Genomic DNA, 19253 nt, shown 5'->3' on the forward strand with positions numbered 1-19253 from the left:
CTCCGGGGCGCGGCGACTCCCGGCGGGGATTGCCAGATTTCGGTAAACTGCCGGGATCATGTCTGTCCCTCCGGTTTCTTCATCTCAATTGCCCGCCGCGGCGCCGCTTACGCTGCGCTGGCGCGGCAGCGAACTCTACGAAGCCAGTTTCGAAGCGATGCGCGCGTTCACCGACGCGCGCACCGTCGACACTCCCGACGAAATCTGGCTGGTCGAACATCCACCGGTATTCACGCTTGGCCAGGCCGGCGATCCGGCACACCTGCTGGCCGCCGACAGCGCTATTCCTCTGGTGAAAGTCGACCGCGGCGGCCAGATCACGTATCACGGCCCGGGGCAGGTGGTTGCCTACCTGCTGCTCGATTTGAGGCGTCGCAAGCTGATGGTGCGCGAGATGGTCACGCGGATCGAGCAGGCCGTGATCGACACCCTTGCGGCGTATAATCTCGCCGGAGAACGCAAGGCGGGCGCGCCCGGTATTTACGTCGCGCCCGGGCCGCACGCCGGGTTGCATGCCGGCGCAAAGATCGCCGCGCTGGGCCTGAAAATCCGCAACGGCTGCAGCTATCACGGCGTTAGCCTGAACGTGAAAATGGATTTACGGCCGTTTCTGGCCATTAACCCTTGCGGCTACGTGGGGCTCGAAACAGTCGACATGGCAACGCTAGGCGTTGGAGCCGGCTGGGACGACGTGGCCCACACCCTTGCAGCGTGCCTCACCGCAAACCTCGACGGCAACCCCGCGGCCGTCGCCCAACCGCAGGCCGGTGCGCTCACCGCCTGACTGGACCGAACGAATGACTGACGTTACCGCGAACCTCGCAACTTCTCCCGTGCCGGAAGGCGTGCCGGCATCCGCCGCTGCCTACGACGCCACCGCGAAGCAGAAGGCGCAAGCCAAAACCGCCCGCATTCCTATCAAGATCGTTCCGATCGAAAAGCTGAAAAAGCCGGACTGGATTCGCGTCAAGGCGGCGACCGGCAACTCGCGCTTCTATGAAATCAAGCAGATTCTGCGCGAGCACAATTTGCATACGGTGTGCGAGGAAGCGAGCTGCCCGAACATTGGCGAATGCTTTGGCAAGGGCACGGCGACGTTCATGATCATGGGCGACAAGTGCACGCGTCGCTGCCCGTTCTGCGACGTAGGCCACGGCCGCCCGGATCCGCTCGATCCGGAAGAGCCGGGGAATCTCGCGCGCACCATTGCCGCGTTGAAGCTGAAGTATGTGGTGATCACGAGCGTGGATCGCGACGATTTGCGCGACGGCGGCGCGGTGCACTTCGTCGAATGTATCCGTCAGACGCGCGAGTTGTCGCCTGACACGCGCATTGAGATTCTGACGCCGGATTTCCGGGGCCGTCTGGACCGTGCGCTCGGCATTCTGAATGCTGCACCACCTGACGTAATGAATCACAACCTCGAAACGGTGCCGCGTTTATATAAGGAAGCGCGCCCGGGTTCCGACTACGCGCATTCGCTCAAGCTGCTCAAAGACTTCAAGGCGCTGCACCCGGACGTCGCGACGAAATCAGGCCTCATGGTTGGCCTGGGGGAAACGGAAGAAGAGATCTTGCAGGTTATGCGCGATCTGCGCGAGCATGATGTGGACATGCTCACCATCGGTCAGTATCTGCAGCCTTCGGAACACCATTTGCCGGTGCGTTCTTATGTGCACCCGGACACCTTCAAGATGTACGAGGAAGAGGCGTACAAGATGGGCTTTACGCACGCAGCGGTGGGCGCAATGGTGCGCTCCAGCTACCACGCCGACTTGCAGGCGCATGGAGCCGGCGTAGTGTAAGTATCAAGTGCGCTGGTCTGCCAGGTTGACGAAAACCCGCACATGCTGCGGGTTTTTTATTTCGCGGTGAGCAGGCGCCTGAGCGTTAATGCAGCGCCTTGGCAAGGCGCTTGCGCCTGCTAGCGGTAGTACCGTGCGAGCAGCATACAGATAGATGCAAGCGTTCCGCCGATGATCGAAAAGGGAATGGTGAGTTCGATGAAACGCTCACGCATAGCCTGATTTTCGATGACGTAGTCGATGAAATTTGGCATCTGGCGGCTGCGCCAAACGAGACCAGCACCGACGCCACGACGATAAACACCACGTGCCAAAGCATGCCCGCCAGCATGAGCGCGAGCGTACCCCGCGTGGGCGCTTCGCCTGGTGCACACCCGATCTCGTAGCATGCGCTGGCGCACATGGAGATGACGACCCAGAGAAGCTGTCCCTCGCGTATCGAGCGTGCGGCAGTTCCCTTCGACGTATGTCGGTAAGAACGTGAAAAGCTCAAAAGTGGCAGTAGTGCAATGGGTCCCAGTGCGGGCACCCCGATATTGAAAAATAACCAGCTCAAGCGGCTAAGAAATTCGGTCATGGAAGAGCGGGAGCATGGGCAACGCACCATCTTCCGGGGCGCGCAAGACGAGCGTCAATCTGCCGAACGGCCAGCTTGCGTTAAGGCATGCCAACACGACATCATTCGCTGAAGCCGGCTAACCGCCCGCATCGGCCGCCGCCTGCAACCAACCCAGCGTGAAAAGCAATGCTCGAACAGCGTGATTTGCAATCGCGGATTTATTAGAACCGCATAAGAGAAAACTCCCTATAGTCGAAAGCCTCCCGGACAACATTCACTAAAGGGGCTTTCCGATGAACCGTTTTCGCCGTCCGCTGGCAGGTGTCGCTGCACTGCTTGCCATGTCCGTGCTGTTTGCTTCCACCGCGCATGCCGACGCGAAAGAAGTCGTGATCGCCTATCAGGACATGGTGGTGCCGTGGCGCTACGCACAGGCAACGGGTGAAGTCGAGAAGGCCACGGGCTACAAGGTCACATACCGCAAGCTCGGCAGCGGCGCGGACGTGATTCGCGCTCTCGCCTCGGGTTCGGTGCAACTCGGCGAGGCGGGTTCGAGCCCCATTGCGGCAGGCTTGTCGCAAGGCGTCGATATTTCGTTGTTCTGGATCCTGGACAACATCAACGACGCCGAAGCGCTCGTCGCGCGCGACGGCTCGAACGTCACGAGCATTGCTGCGTTGAAGGGCAAGAAAATCGGCGTGCCGTTCGTCTCCACGTCGCACTTTCATACGCTCGTGGCGTTGCAAAACGCGGGCGTGAATCCGTCGGACGTGAAGATCGTCAATCTGCGTCCGCCAGAAGTCGCGGCGGCGTGGGAGCGTGGCGACATCGACGCGACGTACATCTGGGACCCGGTGCTCGCGAAGGTCAAGAAGAACGGCAAAGTTCTCATTACGTCGGGCCAGGTCGCGCAGCAAACGGGCAAGGCGACCTTCGACGGTTTTGTCGTCGACCGCAAGTTTGCAAGTGAGAACGCGGAGTTCGTGACGCGCTTCGTGAAGGTGCTCGCCGCCAACGACGCGAACTACCGCGAGCACACGTCGGCATGGAGCGCAGCGTCGCCGCAAGTTCAGGCCGTCGCGAAAGAGTCGGGCGCGAACGCACAGGAGGTGCCGGCAAGCCTCGCCCTTTACGGGTTCCCAACGCCGGCGCAGCAGGCGTCGAATGCATGGCTTGGTGGCGGCGCGCAGTCGGGCGCGGCAAAGTCGCTCGCGGCAACCGCGTCTTTCCTGAAGGCGCAGGGCACGATTCAGAACGTGCTGGCCGATTATTCGACCGGCGTCGACCCGCGGTTCGTGCAACGCGCGGGCCAATGAGCGTCGCACGGGCAATCGGGTGCGCATGTTGAGGCTGGCCCATGAGCGCTCTTGAAATCCGGCGATTGCGTGTCGCCTATGAAGGTTCACGCGGCGGCGCCTCGCAACTCGCGCTCGACGACGTGGATCTGCACATCGAAAGCGGCGAGTTTGTCGTCGCGTTGGGTGCATCGGGGTGCGGCAAGACGACCTTGCTCAACTGCATTGCCGGATTCGTTTCGCCAACGCAAGGCGAGGTGCGGTTAAACGGCGAGCGCGTCCGCGGCCCCGGTGCGGATCGCGGCGTGGTGTTTCAGAAATATGCACTGATGCCATGGCTCGACGTGCTCGATAACGTCGCGCTCGGTCTGCGCTTCCAACGCGTGCCGAAGGCCGAACGCGAGCGCGTCGCACGCGCAATGCTTGCACTCGTCGGGCTTGAAAAGCATGCGCATTCGCGCGTGCACGCACTCTCGGGCGGCATGCAGCAGCGCGTCGGCATTGCACGCGCGCTGGCGAGCGATCCTCAAGTCCTGCTGATGGACGAGCCGATGGGCGCTCTCGATGCAATGACGCGCGAGTCGATGCAGGAGCTCGTGCTGGATGTGTGGGGGCGCACGCACAAGACGGTGTTCTTCATCACGCACAGCGTCGAGGAGGCGCTGTTTCTCGCGACGCGTCTGGTTGTGATGACGCCAGGCCCAGGTCGAATCGCGCAGAGTTACGACTTGCCGTTCGCGCGGCGTTTCCTGCAGACGCGCGACGCCCGCGCGGTTAAGTCGTCGGCGGATTTCATGGAGTGGCGCGAGCGGCTGGTGCGCCACCTGCATCGCCGTAACGAAGAAGAGGTGAGTCAATGACGGCTTCGCGCGAATCCTTAGGCAACGTGCCGCTGACGGATAGCGAGACGCGCGAGCGGCGTGGAGCACGGTCCGCGAGGAGCTGGCGCTTGCCGGGCGAAGGTCCGACTGCGGCCCTTAGCGCCGTGTCGGTCGCGAGTCTCGCGGCGCTCTGGTGGCTGGCCACACATCTGCACTGGCTCCCGCCGTTGTTTCTGCCGACGCCGGAAGCGGTCTGGGCCGCGTTCGTAGACGCCTCGCGCGGACGCATTCAGGGCGGTTTGCCGCTGTCGCAGCATCTGGCGTGGAGTGCGTTACGCGTGTTCGGCGCGTTCGTGCTGGCGGCGGCAACGGCGGTGCCGGTCGGCATACTGATGGGCGTGAGCCGTGTCGCGCGCGGTCTGCTCGATCCGCCGCTCGAGTTTTACCGGCCGCTTCCTCCGCTCGCTTATCTGCCGCTCGTCGTGATCTGGTTCGGCATCGACGAAACGGCGAAGATCGTCGTGATCTACCTTGCCTGTTTCGCACCCATTGCTATGGCCGCGCGCGCCGGCGTGCGCAGTGCGACCATCGAGCAGATCCACGCGGCCTATTCGCTCGGCGGCAACTTTTCGCAAGTCGTGCGTCATGTCGTGTTGCCGGCCGCGCTGCCGGAGATACTGACCGGCCTGCGCATCGCTATCGGCTTCGGCTGGACAACGCTGGTCGCCGCCGAAATGGTCGCGGCGACCGCCGGGCTGGGTCAGATGGTGCTCAACGCGTCGAGCTTTCTGCGCACCGACGTCGTGGTCATGGGCATTGTGCTAATCGGCTTGATCGCCTGGGTGTTCGATCTAGGCATGCGCGCGCTGGAGCGGTGGCTCGTGCCATGGAAAGGGCGCGCGTGAGCGCGGATATGCTCGCGCGCTAGCGGTTATGCGCTAGCGTGTGCGTCACGGGAAAAGTTCGATGACCGGCCAGCCTCGCTCGTTCGCGATCGCACGCAAACGCGGATCGGGATTTGTCGCGACCGGATGCGTGACGCGTTCGAGCAGCGGAACGTCGTTGATCGAATCGCTATAGAACCAGCTCTCCGGAAAGTCGTGCAAACGGTGGCCGAGTGAAGCGAGCCAGCTCTCCGTGCGCGCGATCTTGCCTTCACGGAAAGTCGGAACGCCCACTGACGTGCCTGTGAAACGGGCAAGCGGATCATCACCCTCTGTACCCAGTTCGATCCCAAGAAGATGCTCGAAGCCGAGCGCCTTGCCGATAGGCGCGGTAACGAACACATTCGTTGCGGTGACAATGCAGCAGAGGTCGCCCGCCTCGATGTGACGCTGCACCAGTTCACGTGCGGCCGGCAGGATCGCCGGCGTGATCACTTCCTGCATGAATTGCGCATGCCATGCGTCGAGCTGCTCGCGCGAGTGGCGAGCGAGCGGCGCCAACGTGTAGTCCAGATAGGCGGCCATGTCGAGCGTACCGGCTACGTACTGCCGGTAATACTCGTCGATGTCTTGCGCATGCCGCGCCGCGCCTTCTATGCCAAGTCCGGCGATAAAGTGAGCCCATGCCTGGTCGCTGTCGAGCGGCAGCAACGTGTGGTCCAGGTCGAACAGCGCGAGATTGCGGCTCATCCGTTGTCCTCGTGACAGGTGGTGGAAGCGCCACATGAACGGCACAGACGGCCACGCGACGATCCTCATCGTTGAGCGAGCGTATATTTAAAAGCACAAAATTACAATAAGGCAAAAATGTGCAACACTACTGTCATATACGCCCCGGGTGTCGTACGCGCGGCATGCGGTTCGGGTCATGGCAGCAGAGAATAAGAGCAGTGCCTTATGTTGATTCTCCTTAACCTTCTCGCCGGCGTGGCACTGCTTGTCTGGGGCTCGCATATCGTTCGCACCGGCATCCTGCGCGTACTGGGCGCCGATCTGCGCAGCATCCTCGGGCGAAGCACCCGCAGCCGTTGGCGAGCATTCCTGTCGGGAGTCGGCGTAACGAGCCTCGTGCAAAGCAGCAACGCCACGGCGGTCATCGTCACGTCGTTTGCCGCACAAGGGCTCCTGCCGCTGACCAGTGGGCTCGCCATCATGCTCGGCGCCGACGTCGGCACGGCGCTGATGGCGCGGGTTCTCACTCTCGATCTGTCCTGGTTGTCGCCGATCCTGATCCTCTTCGGCGTGCCACTGTTCCTCTCGCGCAAGCAGACGCGCACAGGCCAGGCCGGGCGTACGCTGATCGGTCTCGGTCTGATTCTGCTTGCGCTGCATCTGATCGTAGAGGCCGCTCAGCCGATGATGCAAGGCGCAGGCGTGCGAGTGATGTTCGGCGCATTGACCGGCGACACCATGCTCGACGCGCTGGTGGGCGCGGCCTTCGCAATGCTGTCGTATTCCAGCCTCGCAGCGGTGCTGCTCACGGCCACGCTTGCATCGTCGGGCGTCATTTCGTTGAAGGTGGCGTTGTGCCTCGTGATCGGCGCGAATCTCGGCAGCGGCTTGCTGGCGTTGGTCGGCACCGTGGCGCAAAACGCGGCGGCGCGCCGGCTCGCATTGGGCAGCTTCGCCTTCAAGCTGGCGGGCGCGCTGCTGATCCTGCCGTTCACGTCCCTGCTCGCGCGCGGACTGCCGGTGCTGATCGCCAATCCGCGCGAAGCCACGGTGGGCTTTCATCTGATCTACAACGCGGTGCGTTGCTGCGCGTGTCTGTCGCTGATCGATCCGGTGGCGCGCATCTGCGTTCGCGTGTTGCCCGACCGGCCCATGCCGAACGGCGAACTGCGGCCGCTGCATCTGGACGAGGCCGCGCTGTCCACGCCGACGCTCGCGCTCGCGCATGCGGCGCGCGAAGTGCTGCGTATCGGCGATATCGTGCGGGCCATGCTCGACAACGTGGCCGAGCTGATTCATCACAATCATCTCGACAAGGCGCGGGAAACGATCCGTATGGACGACGACGTCGACGAACTCTACGCAGCGGTCAAGAACTACCTCACGCTGATTTCACGCGAGCAGCTGGACGAAGCCGACAGCCGCCGCTGGACCGACATCATTTCGCTGACGATCAACCTAGAGCATGCGGGCGACATCATCGAGCGGATCGTAGGGGATATCGAGGAGAAGAAGATCGCTCACCGCCTGTCGTTTTCAGAAGAAGGACTCGGCGAACTGGACGATCTGCAGGCGCGGCTCGTCAGTAATCTGCAACTCGGTCTATCCGTATTCCTGAACAACGATCTGCGCTGCGCCGAACGTCTGCTCGCCGAAAAAGAGCGTTTCCGCGATCTGGAGCGTGCGTATTCATACAGGCATCTGGACCGGCTCACGGGGCAGACTCTGCGCAGCATCGAAACGAGCGCATTGCATCTGGATCTGATCAGCGACATGAAGCGGCTCAACTCGCTGTTCTGCTCGACGGCTTACCCGGTGCTCGACGCCGCCGGCGCATTGCATGACACGCGTTTGCGCAAGCGCGCGCTCGACACGATGCATGTGAAGGAATGAGCGGCACGGGCGGCGCGCCGCAAGACGCTTCAGGCCAGCACGACCTCTTCGAGCTTCTTTTTTAGCGCGGTGAAATCGGCGGCGTCGGCGGCCTTCTTGTTGGTGACGAGCACGTCGATCCGCTCGACCGGGCAATACGAGATCCGGCTGCGCTGGCCAATCTTGCTGTAGTCAGCAAGGATCACGACACGGTCGGCATTCGCGACCATCGCGCGCGCCACTTCTGTTTCAGCGTGGTCGTAATTCGTCGCGCCATGCCGGTGATCGACGCCGACCGGCGACAGCAGCGCAAGGTCCGCTCGATAGCGCTGAATATCGAGCACGGTGGTGGCACCCGTGGTTGCCATTGCCCGGTCGCTGATCGTGCCGCCGAGCAGAATCACTTCGTTGCCCGCATCGGCTTGTTCCGCAGCGCCGCGCAGCTTCAACGCGACGTCGATCGAATTCGTGACGATGGTCAGGTTGGCGAGTTTCGCGAGCTCTTCGGCGAGTGCGGCGGTCGTGGTGCCCGCGTCGATGAATAGCGTCTGGCCGCTCGCGATCAACCCGGTCGCCGCCTTTGCAATCGCCGTCTTGGATTTGACGCGCATGTGAGCGCGCTCGGCGATGGGCGCTTCGTCAGCGGGCTTGATCGCGCCGCCGTGTACCCGCCGCAATTCACCGAGCGCTTCGAGGTCGAGCAGATCGCGCCGGACCGTTTCGCGCGACACGCCAAGATCCGCCATGATCCGTTCGGTCGACACCCGATGCAGCGTCGACACCAATGCGCGTATTCTCTGATGACGGTCTTCCTGCCACATGCATTTTCCTTGGATGCGAAGGCGCTCGCACAACGTGTCTTAACGTGTGACATCGTGGACACGAATGTGTGACCAGACGATGTCAAGCCTACTCCTTTAGCCCCATTGTGTTGTATTTTTTTGGCAGCTTGCAAGTTTGTGTATTTGACTTTAGCCTTCGCAAATCGAAGCGCCGTGCTTGTTCGAATTTCGGATGTTCGAAGGGAAAGTCTGATCTGTTCTTTCGCGCACTTTCGTGCATTAGCGTGGCGCTTTTTGACAAGACCGCATGCGTTGGAGCGCATTCAATACGCTCTCCGCTTTATTCTGGGTGAAAGGTGACCGGACGTGGGAAACGGGATCGATCATGCATCACCTGCAGACTGGCCATATCCGCCGCTCGTCGCGCACCGCTGCGGCGGCACGCTCGCGCCGGAAAACACTTTAGCGGGCTTCGACGCCTGTGTGCGCCACGGCTACCGCATGGTTGAGTTCGACGCCAAGCTTTCCGCCGACAACGAACTCTTCCTGCTGCACGACGACACGCTCGAGCGCACCACCAACGGCTACGGCGCCGCTGCTGTCTATACATGGGCGCAGCTCGCCATGCTCGACGCGGGCGCCTGGTACGGTCCGCAATTCGCGGGCACTCGCCTGCCGACGCTTGCCGATGCGGCTGCGCGTTGCGCGCGCGACGGCATCGCGGCGAACATCGAAATCAAACCCTGTCCCGGCCGTGAAGAGATCACCGGCCGCCTTGTTGCGGACGGTGCGCTGAGGTTGTGGCAAGGGCAAACGCCGCCGCTGCTGTCGTCGTTCTCTTTCGAGGCGCTTGCGGCTGCGCGCGACGCGGCGCCTTCGTTGCGGCGCGGCATGCTGTTCGAGGAAGTGCCTGCGGACTGGCTGCGTATCGTGCGAGAGCTCGGCTGCGTGTCCCTGCATGCGAGCCACCGTTATCTGACCGAGCCGCTCGTCGGCGAGATCCGCGCGGCTGGACTGCATGTGCTCGCATACACGGTCAACGATCCGGCGCGCGCGCAATTGCTCGCGCAGTGGGGCGTTGACATGATTTGTACAGATCGCATCGATAAGCTGCAGCACGACATGCTTTGAGCTGCGAAGCCGGCCAACGCAGGGCGTGGGCGCGCAGGCAGGCACGCGAAGGCGGCCGCAAAGGCTGATCCAGGAGCGCACGCAATGGCGCACGAGTAGCGCCCTTGAAGTCGAACTAGAAATTTTCCAAACGTAGCAACTTCGGCAGAGGATGGGGAAAACTATGAACCGCACCGTGTTAGCTCGCATACTTTCGATGTCTGCCGCCGCAGGCGTCGCTGCCGCCGGCGCGAGCAGCGCTTGCGCCGCGCCGCTCGACGCACTGATCGCCGCCGCGAAACAGGAAGGCCAGCTTACCGTGATCGCGTTGCCGCACGACTGGTGCAACTATGGGCAACTCGTCGCGGGTTTCCAGAAGAAGTACGGCATCAAGATCAACGAGCTGAATCCCGACGCGGGCTCCGGCGATGAAGTGGAAGCGATCAAGGCGAACAAGGGCAACAAGGGTCCGCAAGCGCCCGACGTGATCGACGTGGGCCTGTCGTTCGGCCCGAGCGCGAAGGCTGAAGGGCTGCTGCAGCCGTATAAGGTCTCTACGTGGAACTCGATTCCCAAGGAATCGAAGGATGCCGACGGCTACTGGTACGGCGACTACTACGGCGTGCTCGCGTTCGAAGTGAATGCCGACATGATCGACAAGGCGCCGTCCGACTGGAGCGACCTGCTCAAGTCAGACTACAAGAACGCAGTGTCGCTCGCGGGCGATCCGCGGTCCGCGAATCAGGCGATTCAGGCGGTGTACGCGGCGGGTCTCGCGCAAAGCAAGGGCGACGCGAGCAAGGCGGACAAAGCCGGCCTCAAGTTCTTCGCCGACCTGAACAAGAGCGGCAACTTCGTGCCGGTGATCGGCAAGGCCGCGTCGCTCGCGCAAGGCACGACGCCAATCGTCGTCCGTTGGGATTACAACGCGCTCGCCGATCGCGACACGCTGAAGGGCAACCCGAAGGTTCAAGTGGTGATTCCGAAAACGGGCGTGGTCGCAGGCGTCTATGTGCAGGCGATCAGCGCTTATGCGCCGCATCCGAACGCAGCCAAGCTGTGGATGGAGTATCTCTATTCCGACGAAGGCCAGATCGGCTGGTTGACCGGCTATTGCCACCCGATGCGCTACAACGAACTGGTGGCCGCGAAGAAGGTGCCGCAGGCGCTCCTCGACAAGTTGCCGCCGCCGTCGTCGTATAAGAACGTGGTGTTCCCGACGCTCCAGCAACAGGACGCGTACAAGGAAACCATCACGAAGCATTGGGACGAAACGGTCGGCGCGAACGTCAAGTAAGCGCTACGTCGACGTTTAGCGCGCGGTCGTGCGTGCCGTGCGTGCCGTGCGCGCCGTGCCAGTCGGACGGCGCGCGCGCCGTTAGCCCTCAGGGCCGGAAACGCCGGCAATGCGGCAACGCCGGCAATGCGGCCATTGCGGCGAATACCCAAAGGGTGAGCTATGAGCGCTTCATCGGATGCTGGATCGGTGCAGCCGGACTTGCTGGTTCCGCCTGTGCCCACCCCAACGCCGCGCGTCGACGGTCCGGGCCGCGCGTCGCAGATGCTGGCCTGGATCGGCGTCGTGCCGTTCTTCACCTTCGCGCTGCTGTTCCTGATTGTGCCGACCGGCTTTCTGATGATCGGCGCGTTCCAGGATTCGCAAGGTCATTTCACGCTCGCCAATCTGCGCGATCTGTTTCAGCCGTCCGTGCTCGACGCCTACTGGATCAGCTTCAAGGTAAGCGCGGCATCCGCGGCGGGCGGTGCGCTGATCGGCTCGCTGCTCGCCTGGGCGGCGGTGCAGGGCAAGCTGCCGGGCTGGATTCGTCCGACGTTGATGACGTTCTCCGGTGTCGCGTCGAACTTTGCGGGCGTGCCGCTCGCGTTCGCTTTCATCTGCACGTTGGGGCGCGTCGGGCTCGTCACCGTGTTGTTGAAGAAGTATCTCGGCTTCAATCTGTATTCGACGGGCTTCAGCATTCTCAGCTTTTCGGGGCTCACGCTGACCTATCTGTATTTCCAGATTCCATTGATGGTGCTGATCGTCACGCCCGCGCTCGACGGCCTGAAGCGCGAATGGCGCGAAGCATGCGATTGCCTCGGCGGCACCGCGTCTCAGTACTGGCGCTACGTCGCGCTGCCGGTGCTATGGCCGAGCGTGCTGGGCGCGACGCTGCTGCTGTTCGCCAACGCCTTCGGCGCGGTCGCCACCGCTTATGCGCTGACCGGCAGCTCGTTGAACATCGTGCCGATTCTGCTCTTTGCGCAGATTCGCGGCGACGTCATGCACAACCAGAACCTCGGCTACGCGCTTGCGCTCGGCATGGTGCTCGTCACGGGTCTTTCGAATGGCGGCTACATCTGGCTGCGCTCACGCGCTGAAAGGGGCCGCGGATGAAAAGCCAATCGCGCGTGGGAGCGTGGACCGCCATGGTGGTCGGTTCCCTGTACTTCCTGATTCCGCTGATCGCCACCTTCGAGTTCAGTCTGCGGATGAAGCGTGGCACGTATAGCTTCGAAGCGTATAGCGTGGTGCTCGGCGATCCGCGCTTTCAGGCCTCGTTCGGCTATTCGATTCTGATGGCGCTGCTCACGATCGTCGTCGGCATATTGCTTGTTGTGCCGACCGCTTACTGGGTGCAACTGCGCTTGCCGAAGCTGCGGCCTGTGGTCGAATTCATTACGCTGCTGCCGCTCGTCGTGCCGGCTATCGTGATCGTGTTCGGCTATTTGCGCATCTACAACAGCAGTTCCATTCTGCCGCTCACGAGCAACGAGCGCGCGACCGATCTGCTGCTGGTGTTCGGCTACGTGACGCTTTCTCTGCCGTACATGTACCGCGCGGTCGATGCGGGCCTGCGCGCCGTCGACGTGCGCTCGCTCACGGAAGCCGCCGAGTGTCTCGGCGCAAACTGGCCGACCATTCTCTTCAAGGTGATCTTCCCGAATATCCGCTCGGGCATTCTGTCCGGCGCGTTTCTCACCTTTGCGGTGGTGATCGGCGAGTTCACGCTGGCGAGTCTGCTCGATCGCCCCGCGTTCGGCCCTTACCTGCAACTGATCGGCGCGAATCGCGCGTATGAGCCGTCGGCGCTTGCGATCATCGCGTTCATGATTACATGGGCGTCGATGGGGTTGATCCAGGTGTTCGGCTCGGCCCGCGCGTTGAGCGGTCAGAAGGTTTGATGCAATGAGCTTGATCCACTGAGGCAGCGAATCATGGCATTTCTCGAGATCGAAAATCTGCATAAGTCCTTTGGTGCGAACATCGCGTTGCATCACTTCGACATGAAGATCGAGCGCGGCGAGTTCATCACTTTCCTCGGGCCTTCTGGCTGCGGCAAGACGACCGTGCTGCGGATGATCGCCGGCTTCGAAACGCCGACGCGCGGCATCATCCGGCTCGATAACAAGGACGTCACGCACCTTCGCACGCGGCAGCGCAAGGTCGGCATGGTGTTTCAGTCGTATGCGCTGTTTCCGAACATGACAGTGGCTGAGAACATCGGCTTCGGACTCAAGATCACGCATCGGCCGCAGGCGGAGATCAGCCAGCGCGTCGAAGAGATGCTGCACCTGATCAAGCTGCCGCAACTCGGAGGCCGCTATCCGTGGCAACTGTCGGGCGGTCAGCAGCAACGTGTGGCGCTGGCGCGCGCGTTGGCCGGCAAGCCGCAGGTATTGTTGCTCGACGAGCCGCTGTCCGCGCTCGACGCGAAGATCCGCATTTCGCTGCGGCAGGACATTCGCGCGCTGCAGCGCGAACTCGGCATCACGTCGATTTTTGTCACGCACGATCAGGAAGAGGCGCTGTCGATTTCCGACCGCATCGTCGTGATGAACGAAGGGCGCGTCGAGCAGATCGGCTCGCCCTCGGAGATCTACAACTATCCGCGCACGCGCTTCGTCGCGTCGTTCGTCGGCACGCTGAACATTCTGGCGGGGCATGTGATCGATCCGGCGACCGGCAAGATGGCCGTGGACGGCCAGGAGTTGACCACTACCCAGGAACTGCCGGCCGGCGATGCGGGCAAGAAGCGCCTGCTCGCGCTGCGCCCCGAAGCGATCGTGCTCGAACCCGCGGCGCCTGGCCGCAACACGCTGAGCGCGACCGTCGAAGAAGTGAATTTTCTCGGCGCGGTGGTGCGGATCAGAACGCGCGTGAAAGATGCGGTGATTTCTCTCGACGTGTTCAACGATCCGAATCGCGGTTTACCCGAACGAGGTCAGCCGGTGTCGCTCGGTTTCTCGCATGAGAATCTGCTGGTACTCGAAGAGGGCGGCGCTTAGGAAACGGCAAAAGCCCCGCCAGAAAAGGCTCCGGGTTTTCCCGGGGCCGCTGCGGCAACGAATTCCGGTTTTCCCGACGCGGGTCGTCTGGATTTCCGGAAACCCGGATGGCACTTGCGAACAGGCGCAAGAAAACCTATAAAAATCAAAGGCGCGCGGCCTACCTCAAGCTGGCATCGACCTTGCGAAATAGATAACGCGGCCGCAACGGTCCGACAACTAAAGCAAGGAGACAACGATGTCCGATTTCCCTTCCCGGTATTTCTGAATTCGTCGTCTTGTCGCGGCCTAATGCCGTGCACAGGCGTGACGATCACTCGTTCGCATGATGCGCAGCGTGGCAGGCCATGGGCTCACCCACATCGCAGGAACCATCGTGAAGAAACCTATCCACAAAGTGCTGTACGTCCAGGTGATCGTGGCGATCATCATTGGTATCGCGCTCGGACATTACTATCCGAATCTCGCCGTCGACATGAAACCGCTCGGCGACGGCTTCATCAAGCTGATCAAGATGGTGATCGGGCCGATCATCTTCTGTACGGTCGTGACCGGCATTGCCGGCATGGAGGACATGAAGAAGGTCGGGCGCGTCGGCGGCAAGGCGCTGCTGTATTTTGAAATCGTCTCGACGTTTGCACTGGTGCTCGGCCTGATCGCGACGCACGTGCTGAAGCCGGGCGTCGGTTTCAATATCGACCCCGCCACGCTCGACGGCAAGGCAGTCGCTTCGTACGCCGCCAAGGCGCACGGCCAGACCACGGTCGACTTCCTGATGCACCTGATTCCGGACACGCTCGTCTCCGCGTTTGCACAGGGCGAGATCCTGCAGATCCTGCTGATCGCGCTGCTGTTCGGCGCGGTGCTCGCCACGGCCGGTGAGAAGGGCAAGGTCGTCACGAACTTCATCGACGGGCTCTCGCATGTGCTGTTCGGCATCGTGCGCATCATCACGAAGCTCGCGCCGATCGGTGCGTTCGGCGCGATGGCGTTCACCATCGGCAAGTACGGTATCGGCTCGCTGCTGCCCATGCTGAAGCTGATCGGCACGTTCTATCTGACGTCGATCGTATTCGTGGTGGTCGTGCTCGGCATCATCGCGCGTGCGGTGGGCTTCAACATCTTGCGCTTCATCGCGTACATCAAGGAAGAGATGCTGATCGTGCTCGGCACGAGCTCGTCGGAAGCCGCGCTGCCGCAACTGATGCTCAAGCTCGAAAACCTCGGCTGCTCGCGCTCGGTGGTGGGTCTCGTGGTGCCGACCGGTTACTCCTTCAACCTCGACGGCACCAACATCTATATGACGATGGCCGTGCTGTTCATCGCCCAGGCGACGAACACCGACCTCACGTGGGCGCAGCAGCTCACGCTGCTGGCGGTGACGATGCTGACCTCGAAGGGCGCGAGCGGCGTGACGGGCGCGGGCTTCATCACGCTCGCGGCAACGCTGGCCGTGGTGCCGACGATTCCGCTGTCGGGCATGGTGCTGATTCTCGGCATCGACCGCTTTATGAGCGAATGCCGTGCGCTGACGAACATCGTCGGCAACGGCGTGGCGACCGTGGTCGTGTCGGCGTGGGAAAGGGAACTGGACCGCAACAAGCTGAACGCGGCGTTGCGCGGCGACGTGCCGCTCAAAGAGCCGGCCGGCGTTTGAGCCGGGCATCGACTCACATTGTCTGAAAACGCGTGACGTTTGCGGCCGCGGACACCAGCACATGCAACCGGTGACCGCGCGCCCAACTGAAGTGCCGCCGGCCGGGGAAGCTCGCGCCGACGGCGCTTCGCCTTATGCCACAATATCCGATCACACCCGACCGGATATTGCCAACGTGACGCGCCGTCTGCTGATCCTCTTCGCGCTCGTCGCCGGGCTCGTTGCGGCGTGCGGACTCACTTATAGCGTCGCGTGGCAAAGCGGAATCGACAGCTTGCGGCGCAATGCCGCCGGGCGTGTCGATCGCACCGCCAGTTCGCTCAAGAGCACGCTCGAGCGCTATGAATCGCTGCCGTATCTGCTCGCCGAGCATCCAATCGTGCAGGACGTGCTGGTCGATCCGTCGCCCGCCAACGTCCAGCGTGCGAATCTCTATCTCGAAGACCTGAACCGCCACGCGCGCGCGACGGTGACCTACATCATTCCGCTCGACGGCTATTGTGTCGCCGCGAGCAACTGGCAAGGACCGGGCAGTTTCATCGGCGCGGGCTATCTGTTCCGGCCATATTTCGTCGATGCAATCAAAGGCGGCGTGGGCCGCTTCTTCGGCATCGGCACGATCTCGCAGGCGCCGGGCTATTACATTTCACAGCCGGTGCGGCGTGAGGGAAAGATCGTCGGCGTGGCGGTCGTCAAACTCGATCTCGAATGGTTTCAGGGCGCGGACGCATTCGAGCCGCTCCTCGTCACCGACGATCACGGCGTGATCTTTCTGTCGTCCGTGCCCGCGTGGAAATATCACACGATACGGCCGCTGTCGGGCCAGGTCGCCGATTCGATCTACCAGGCTCGTCAGTACGCGCAGCAGCCTATTGCGCCGCTGCCCGTGACGATCGAGCGCAGGCTCGAAGGCGACGCGCAGATCGTGCGCGTCGGCGGCGGACGCTACGCGCCGCGCTATCTCGCGTCGCGGCGCGGCATGGGCGAACCGGACTGGCATCTGATCACGATGGCGCCCGTGAGCCCGGTCGACGCCGACGCGCGCAACGCGACCATCGTCACGGGCTTCGGCTATGTGTCGCTCGTATTGCTCGCGTTCTACTGGAGAATGCGCCGGGCCCGCGTGCGCGAGGTGATGCGTAGCCGCGCGCTGCTGCAAAAGGCCTACGCCGAGTTGAACCAGCGCGTTGCGGAGCGCACCGCGGACCTGTCGCAAGCGAACGAGCAATTGCAGAAGGAAGTGGCGGAACGCACGCGCGCCGAACAGGAATTGCGCGCCGCGCACGACGAACTCATTCAGGCGAGCAAGCTCGCGGCGCTCGGTCAGATGGCGGCCGGCATCACGCATGAACTGAATCAGCCGCTCGCGGCACTGCGCGGATTTTCGGACAATACGCGCGTGCTGCTGGAGCGCGGCGACCAGGCATCGGCGCGGGAGAACCTCGAAGCGATCGCGGCGCTCACCGAACGCATGGGCAAGATCACCAATCAGCTGAAGCTGTTCGTCGGACGCGCGCGGCCGCGCAGCGCCCGCGCGTCGGTCGTGCGGGCGTTGCGCAATGCCCTAGCGCTGTTGCAACAACGTTTGAAGGGCGTCGAACTCGACCTCTCGTTATTCGATGCGGAAAACGGCACGCGCGCGCCGCTCGATCTCGCCGACGATCACGCCGAACAGGTCGCGCACTGCGACGATCTGCGGCTCGAGCAGGTGCTGATCAACCTGCTCGGCAATGCGCTCGACGCGACCGCCGGTATGAGTCCGCCGCGCATCTCAGTGCAGATTGAAGTTGCTGCGGACAGCCTGTCGTTCGCGGTCAGCGACAATGGCCCCGGCATTGCCGAAGATGTCTTGCCGCACCTGTTCGAGCCGTTCTTCACCACGAAGGAAATGGGTCAGGGACTCGGCCTCGGGCTGGCGATTTCGTCGTCGATCGCGCGCGATTGCGGCGGCACACTGGTGGCGCGAAATGTGTCGAACGCGCCGGAGGGCGGTGCATTATTTGTGCTGACGCTGCGCCGCGCACGCGTGCAGATGAGTCACACCGCGGACCCGCTCACCACCGGTTCCTGAATCCGATGAGAACAACATGCTGAACGACGGCTTGCAAGTGCTGTATATCGAAGACGACGAACTCGTGCGGCGCGCCAGCGTGCAGAGTTTGCAACTGGCGGGCTTCAACGTGGTCGGTCATGCGTCGGTGGAATCCGCGGCGAAGTCGATCAGCGCGGACTTTTCAGGCGTGATCGTCAGCGATATCCGGCTGCCCGGCGCGAGCGGTCTCGATCTGCTCGCGCAGTGCCATGAGCGCGCGCCCGACGTGCCGGTGATTCTCGTCACCGGCCACGGCGATATTTCGATGGCCGTGCAGGCCATGCGCGACGGCGCCTATGACTTCATCGAAAAGCCGTTTGCTTCGGAGCGTCTGATCGAAACCGTGCGGCGCGCGTTGGAGCGGCGCAAGCTCGTGCTGGAAAACCTCGCGTTGCGCCGTGAGCTCGCCGGACAGAGCACGGTCGCGCCGCGGATCATCGGCCGTAGTCCGGCAATCGAGCAGGTCCGGCGGCTGATTGCAAACGTCGCGCCGACCGATGCATCGGTGCTCATCAACGGTGACACCGGCGCGGGCAAGGAATTGATCGCACGCAGTCTGCACGAGCTTTCGCCGCGACGTGACAAGCCGTTCATCGCGGTCAACTGCGGCGCGCTGCCCGAGCCGATGTTCGAGTCGGAGATGTTCGGCTACGAACCCGGCGCCTTCACGGGTGCTGCGAAACGCCGGATCGGCAAGCTCGAACACGCGTCGGGCGGCACGTTGTTTCTCGACGAAATAGAAAGCATGCCGCTTGCGTTGCAGGTCAAGCTCCTGCGCGTGTTGCAGGACGGCGTGCTCGAACGCCTCGGCTCGAATCTGCCGATTCGCGTGAATTGCCGCGTGGTCGCCGCGGCAAAAGGCGATATGGCGGAACATGTCGCCGACGGTTCGTTCCGTCGCGATCTGCTGTACCGGTTGAATGTGGTGACGATCGGGCTGCCGCCGCTCGGCGAGCGTCGCGAGGACATCGTGCCGCTCTTCGAACACTTTCTGCTGGACGCGGCCGTGCGTTATCAGCGCCCCGCGCCGATCCTCACCGACCGTCAGCGCGCGAGCTTGATGCAGCGCGACTGGCCGGGCAATGTGAGGGAATTGCGCAATGCGGCGGACCGCTTCGTGCTCGGCGTCGCCGACGACCCTGTCATGTCTTTCGGCGACGAAGGCGCGCAGCCACAGCCGCTGAAGGAGCGCGTGGAGCAATTCGAACGGGCGGTGATCGCTGAGGCGTTGGAGCAGAGCGGCGGCGCGGTGGCAATCGCGGCGGATCGGCTGCAGCTTGGCAAAGCGACGCTTTACGAGAAGATCAAACGCTATGGCCTTGCGGCCAAAGGGGACGGGGACAGGTGAAAAAAG

Annotated in this window: 17 protein-coding genes; 14 read left to right on the forward strand and 3 right to left on the reverse strand. The window is 62.7% G+C overall.

From position 1 onward, the window contains the following. Positions 1-58 precede the first annotated feature (58 nt). Both lipB and lipA read left to right on the forward strand, forming a co-directional pair. Positions 59-784 (forward strand): lipoyl(octanoyl) transferase LipB, encoded by a 726-nt coding sequence (lipB, locus tag RW095_RS36365; RefSeq protein WP_317020564.1) that lies wholly within the window; start codon positions 59-61, stop codon positions 782-784. Positions 785-797: 13 nt separating this feature from the next. Beyond that, positions 798-1805, forward strand: coding sequence for a lipoyl synthase (gene lipA / locus RW095_RS36370; RefSeq protein WP_317020565.1), 1008 nt, complete (start codon positions 798-800; stop codon positions 1803-1805). Between the two features lie 119 nt (positions 1806-1924). Here the strand turns inward: lipA and RW095_RS36375 are convergent, their stop codons facing one another. Next, complete coding sequence (locus RW095_RS36375) at positions 1925-2059, reverse strand: hypothetical protein (protein ID WP_317020566.1); 135 nt, start codon at positions 2057-2059, stop codon at positions 1925-1927. Between the two features lie 598 nt (positions 2060-2657). Here RW095_RS36375 and tauA point away from each other — a divergent pair. From tauA to RW095_RS36390, 3 genes are read left to right on the forward strand one after another with little or no spacing between them, the layout of a single operon-like run. Next, positions 2658-3680: a taurine ABC transporter substrate-binding protein gene (gene tauA / locus RW095_RS36380; protein WP_394365170.1), complete on the forward strand. Its 1023-nt coding sequence runs from the start codon at positions 2658-2660 to the stop codon at positions 3678-3680. Between the two features lie 41 nt (positions 3681-3721). Then, on the forward strand, positions 3722-4519 hold the full coding sequence (locus RW095_RS36385) for a taurine ABC transporter ATP-binding protein (RefSeq protein ID WP_317020567.1): 798 nt from the start codon (positions 3722-3724) through the stop codon (positions 4517-4519). After that, entirely contained in the window at positions 4516-5385 is an 870-nt protein-coding gene (locus tag RW095_RS36390) for an ABC transporter permease subunit (protein WP_317020568.1), read from the forward strand. Before RW095_RS36385 ends, RW095_RS36390 begins: the two co-directional genes overlap by 4 nt. 45 nt (positions 5386-5430) lie before the next feature. On the opposite strand, the gene RW095_RS36395 is transcribed toward RW095_RS36390, so the two are convergent. Beyond that, on the reverse strand, positions 5431-6114 hold the full coding sequence (locus RW095_RS36395) for a histidinol-phosphatase (RefSeq protein ID WP_317020569.1): 684 nt from the start codon (positions 6112-6114) through the stop codon (positions 5431-5433). 207 nt (positions 6115-6321) lie between these two features. On the opposite strand from RW095_RS36395, the gene RW095_RS36400 reads away from it, so the two are divergent. Next, complete coding sequence (locus RW095_RS36400; RefSeq protein ID WP_317020570.1) at positions 6322-7989, forward strand: Na/Pi cotransporter family protein; 1668 nt, start codon at positions 6322-6324, stop codon at positions 7987-7989. 29 nt (positions 7990-8018) lie between these two features. On the opposite strand, the gene RW095_RS36405 is transcribed toward RW095_RS36400, so the two are convergent. Then, complete coding sequence (locus RW095_RS36405) at positions 8019-8789, reverse strand: DeoR/GlpR family DNA-binding transcription regulator (RefSeq protein WP_020067080.1); 771 nt, start codon at positions 8787-8789, stop codon at positions 8019-8021. 327 nt (positions 8790-9116) lie between these two features. On the opposite strand from RW095_RS36405, the gene ugpQ reads away from it, so the two are divergent. The 8 genes from ugpQ to RW095_RS36445 all read left to right on the forward strand — a co-directional run bounded on the left by ugpQ (position 9117) and on the right by RW095_RS36445 (position 19247). Continuing rightward, positions 9117-9881 carry a glycerophosphodiester phosphodiesterase gene (ugpQ, locus tag RW095_RS36410; protein ID WP_317020571.1) on the forward strand — a complete coding sequence of 255 codons (765 nt, stop codon included), beginning with the start codon at positions 9117-9119 and terminating at the stop codon, positions 9879-9881. A 163-nt stretch (positions 9882-10044) separates the two neighbouring features. Beyond that, complete coding sequence (locus RW095_RS36415; protein ID WP_317020572.1) at positions 10045-11157, forward strand: ABC transporter substrate-binding protein; 1113 nt, start codon at positions 10045-10047, stop codon at positions 11155-11157. Positions 11158-11319: 162 nt separating this feature from the next. Beyond that, entirely contained in the window at positions 11320-12258 is a 939-nt protein-coding gene (locus RW095_RS36420; protein WP_128584592.1) for an ABC transporter permease, read from the forward strand. Next, positions 12255-13046: an ABC transporter permease gene (locus RW095_RS36425; RefSeq protein WP_020067076.1), complete on the forward strand. Its 792-nt coding sequence runs from the start codon at positions 12255-12257 to the stop codon at positions 13044-13046. The genes RW095_RS36420 and RW095_RS36425 overlap by 4 nt, the downstream gene beginning before the upstream one ends. 33 nt (positions 13047-13079) lie before the next feature. Further along, positions 13080-14150 carry an ABC transporter ATP-binding protein gene (locus RW095_RS36430; RefSeq protein WP_128584590.1) on the forward strand — a complete coding sequence of 357 codons (1071 nt, stop codon included), beginning with the start codon at positions 13080-13082 and terminating at the stop codon, positions 14148-14150. A 376-nt stretch (positions 14151-14526) separates the two neighbouring features. Beyond that, a complete protein-coding gene (locus RW095_RS36435; protein ID WP_317020573.1) occupies positions 14527-15807 on the forward strand; it encodes a dicarboxylate/amino acid:cation symporter in 1281 nt (426 codons plus the stop codon). 61 nt (positions 15808-15868) lie between these two features. Further along, on the forward strand, positions 15869-17878 hold the full coding sequence (locus RW095_RS36440; RefSeq protein WP_317020574.1) for a sensor histidine kinase: 2010 nt from the start codon (positions 15869-15871) through the stop codon (positions 17876-17878). 16 nt (positions 17879-17894) lie between these two features. Then, positions 17895-19247, forward strand: a complete 1353-nt coding sequence (locus tag RW095_RS36445) for a sigma-54-dependent transcriptional regulator (protein WP_317020575.1) — start codon at positions 17895-17897, stop codon at positions 19245-19247. Positions 19248-19253 lie beyond the last annotated feature (6 nt).

Source organism: Paraburkholderia kirstenboschensis (assembly GCF_032806925.1).
GTDB lineage: Bacteria > Pseudomonadota > Gammaproteobacteria > Burkholderiales > Burkholderiaceae > Paraburkholderia > Paraburkholderia kirstenboschensis.

Coding starts and splice junctions, on each gene's coding strand:
- RW095_RS36395 (WP_317020569.1), bottom strand. CDS start 6,114: ATGAGCCGCAATCTCGCGCTGTTCGACCTGGACCACACGTTGCTGCCG.
- RW095_RS36445 (WP_317020575.1), top strand. CDS start 17,895: ATGCTGAACGACGGCTTGCAAGTGCTGTATATCGAAGACGACGAACTC.
- RW095_RS36390 (WP_317020568.1), top strand. CDS start 4,516: ATGACGGCTTCGCGCGAATCCTTAGGCAACGTGCCGCTGACGGATAGC.
- tauA (WP_394365170.1), top strand. CDS start 2,658: ATGAACCGTTTTCGCCGTCCGCTGGCAGGTGTCGCTGCACTGCTTGCC.
- RW095_RS36400 (WP_317020570.1), top strand. CDS start 6,322: ATGTTGATTCTCCTTAACCTTCTCGCCGGCGTGGCACTGCTTGTCTGG.
- RW095_RS36440 (WP_317020574.1), top strand. CDS start 15,869: ATGCAACCGGTGACCGCGCGCCCAACTGAAGTGCCGCCGGCCGGGGAA.
- lipA (WP_317020565.1), top strand. CDS start 798: ATGACTGACGTTACCGCGAACCTCGCAACTTCTCCCGTGCCGGAAGGC.
- RW095_RS36405 (WP_020067080.1), bottom strand. CDS start 8,789: ATGTGGCAGGAAGACCGTCATCAGAGAATACGCGCATTGGTGTCGACG.
- RW095_RS36425 (WP_020067076.1), top strand. CDS start 12,255: ATGAAAAGCCAATCGCGCGTGGGAGCGTGGACCGCCATGGTGGTCGGT.
- RW095_RS36430 (WP_128584590.1), top strand. CDS start 13,080: ATGGCATTTCTCGAGATCGAAAATCTGCATAAGTCCTTTGGTGCGAAC.
- RW095_RS36415 (WP_317020572.1), top strand. CDS start 10,045: ATGAACCGCACCGTGTTAGCTCGCATACTTTCGATGTCTGCCGCCGCA.
- RW095_RS36385 (WP_317020567.1), top strand. CDS start 3,722: ATGAGCGCTCTTGAAATCCGGCGATTGCGTGTCGCCTATGAAGGTTCA.
- RW095_RS36420 (WP_128584592.1), top strand. CDS start 11,320: ATGAGCGCTTCATCGGATGCTGGATCGGTGCAGCCGGACTTGCTGGTT.
- lipB (WP_317020564.1), top strand. CDS start 59: ATGTCTGTCCCTCCGGTTTCTTCATCTCAATTGCCCGCCGCGGCGCCG.
- RW095_RS36375 (WP_317020566.1), bottom strand. CDS start 2,059: ATGCCAAATTTCATCGACTACGTCATCGAAAATCAGGCTATGCGTGAG.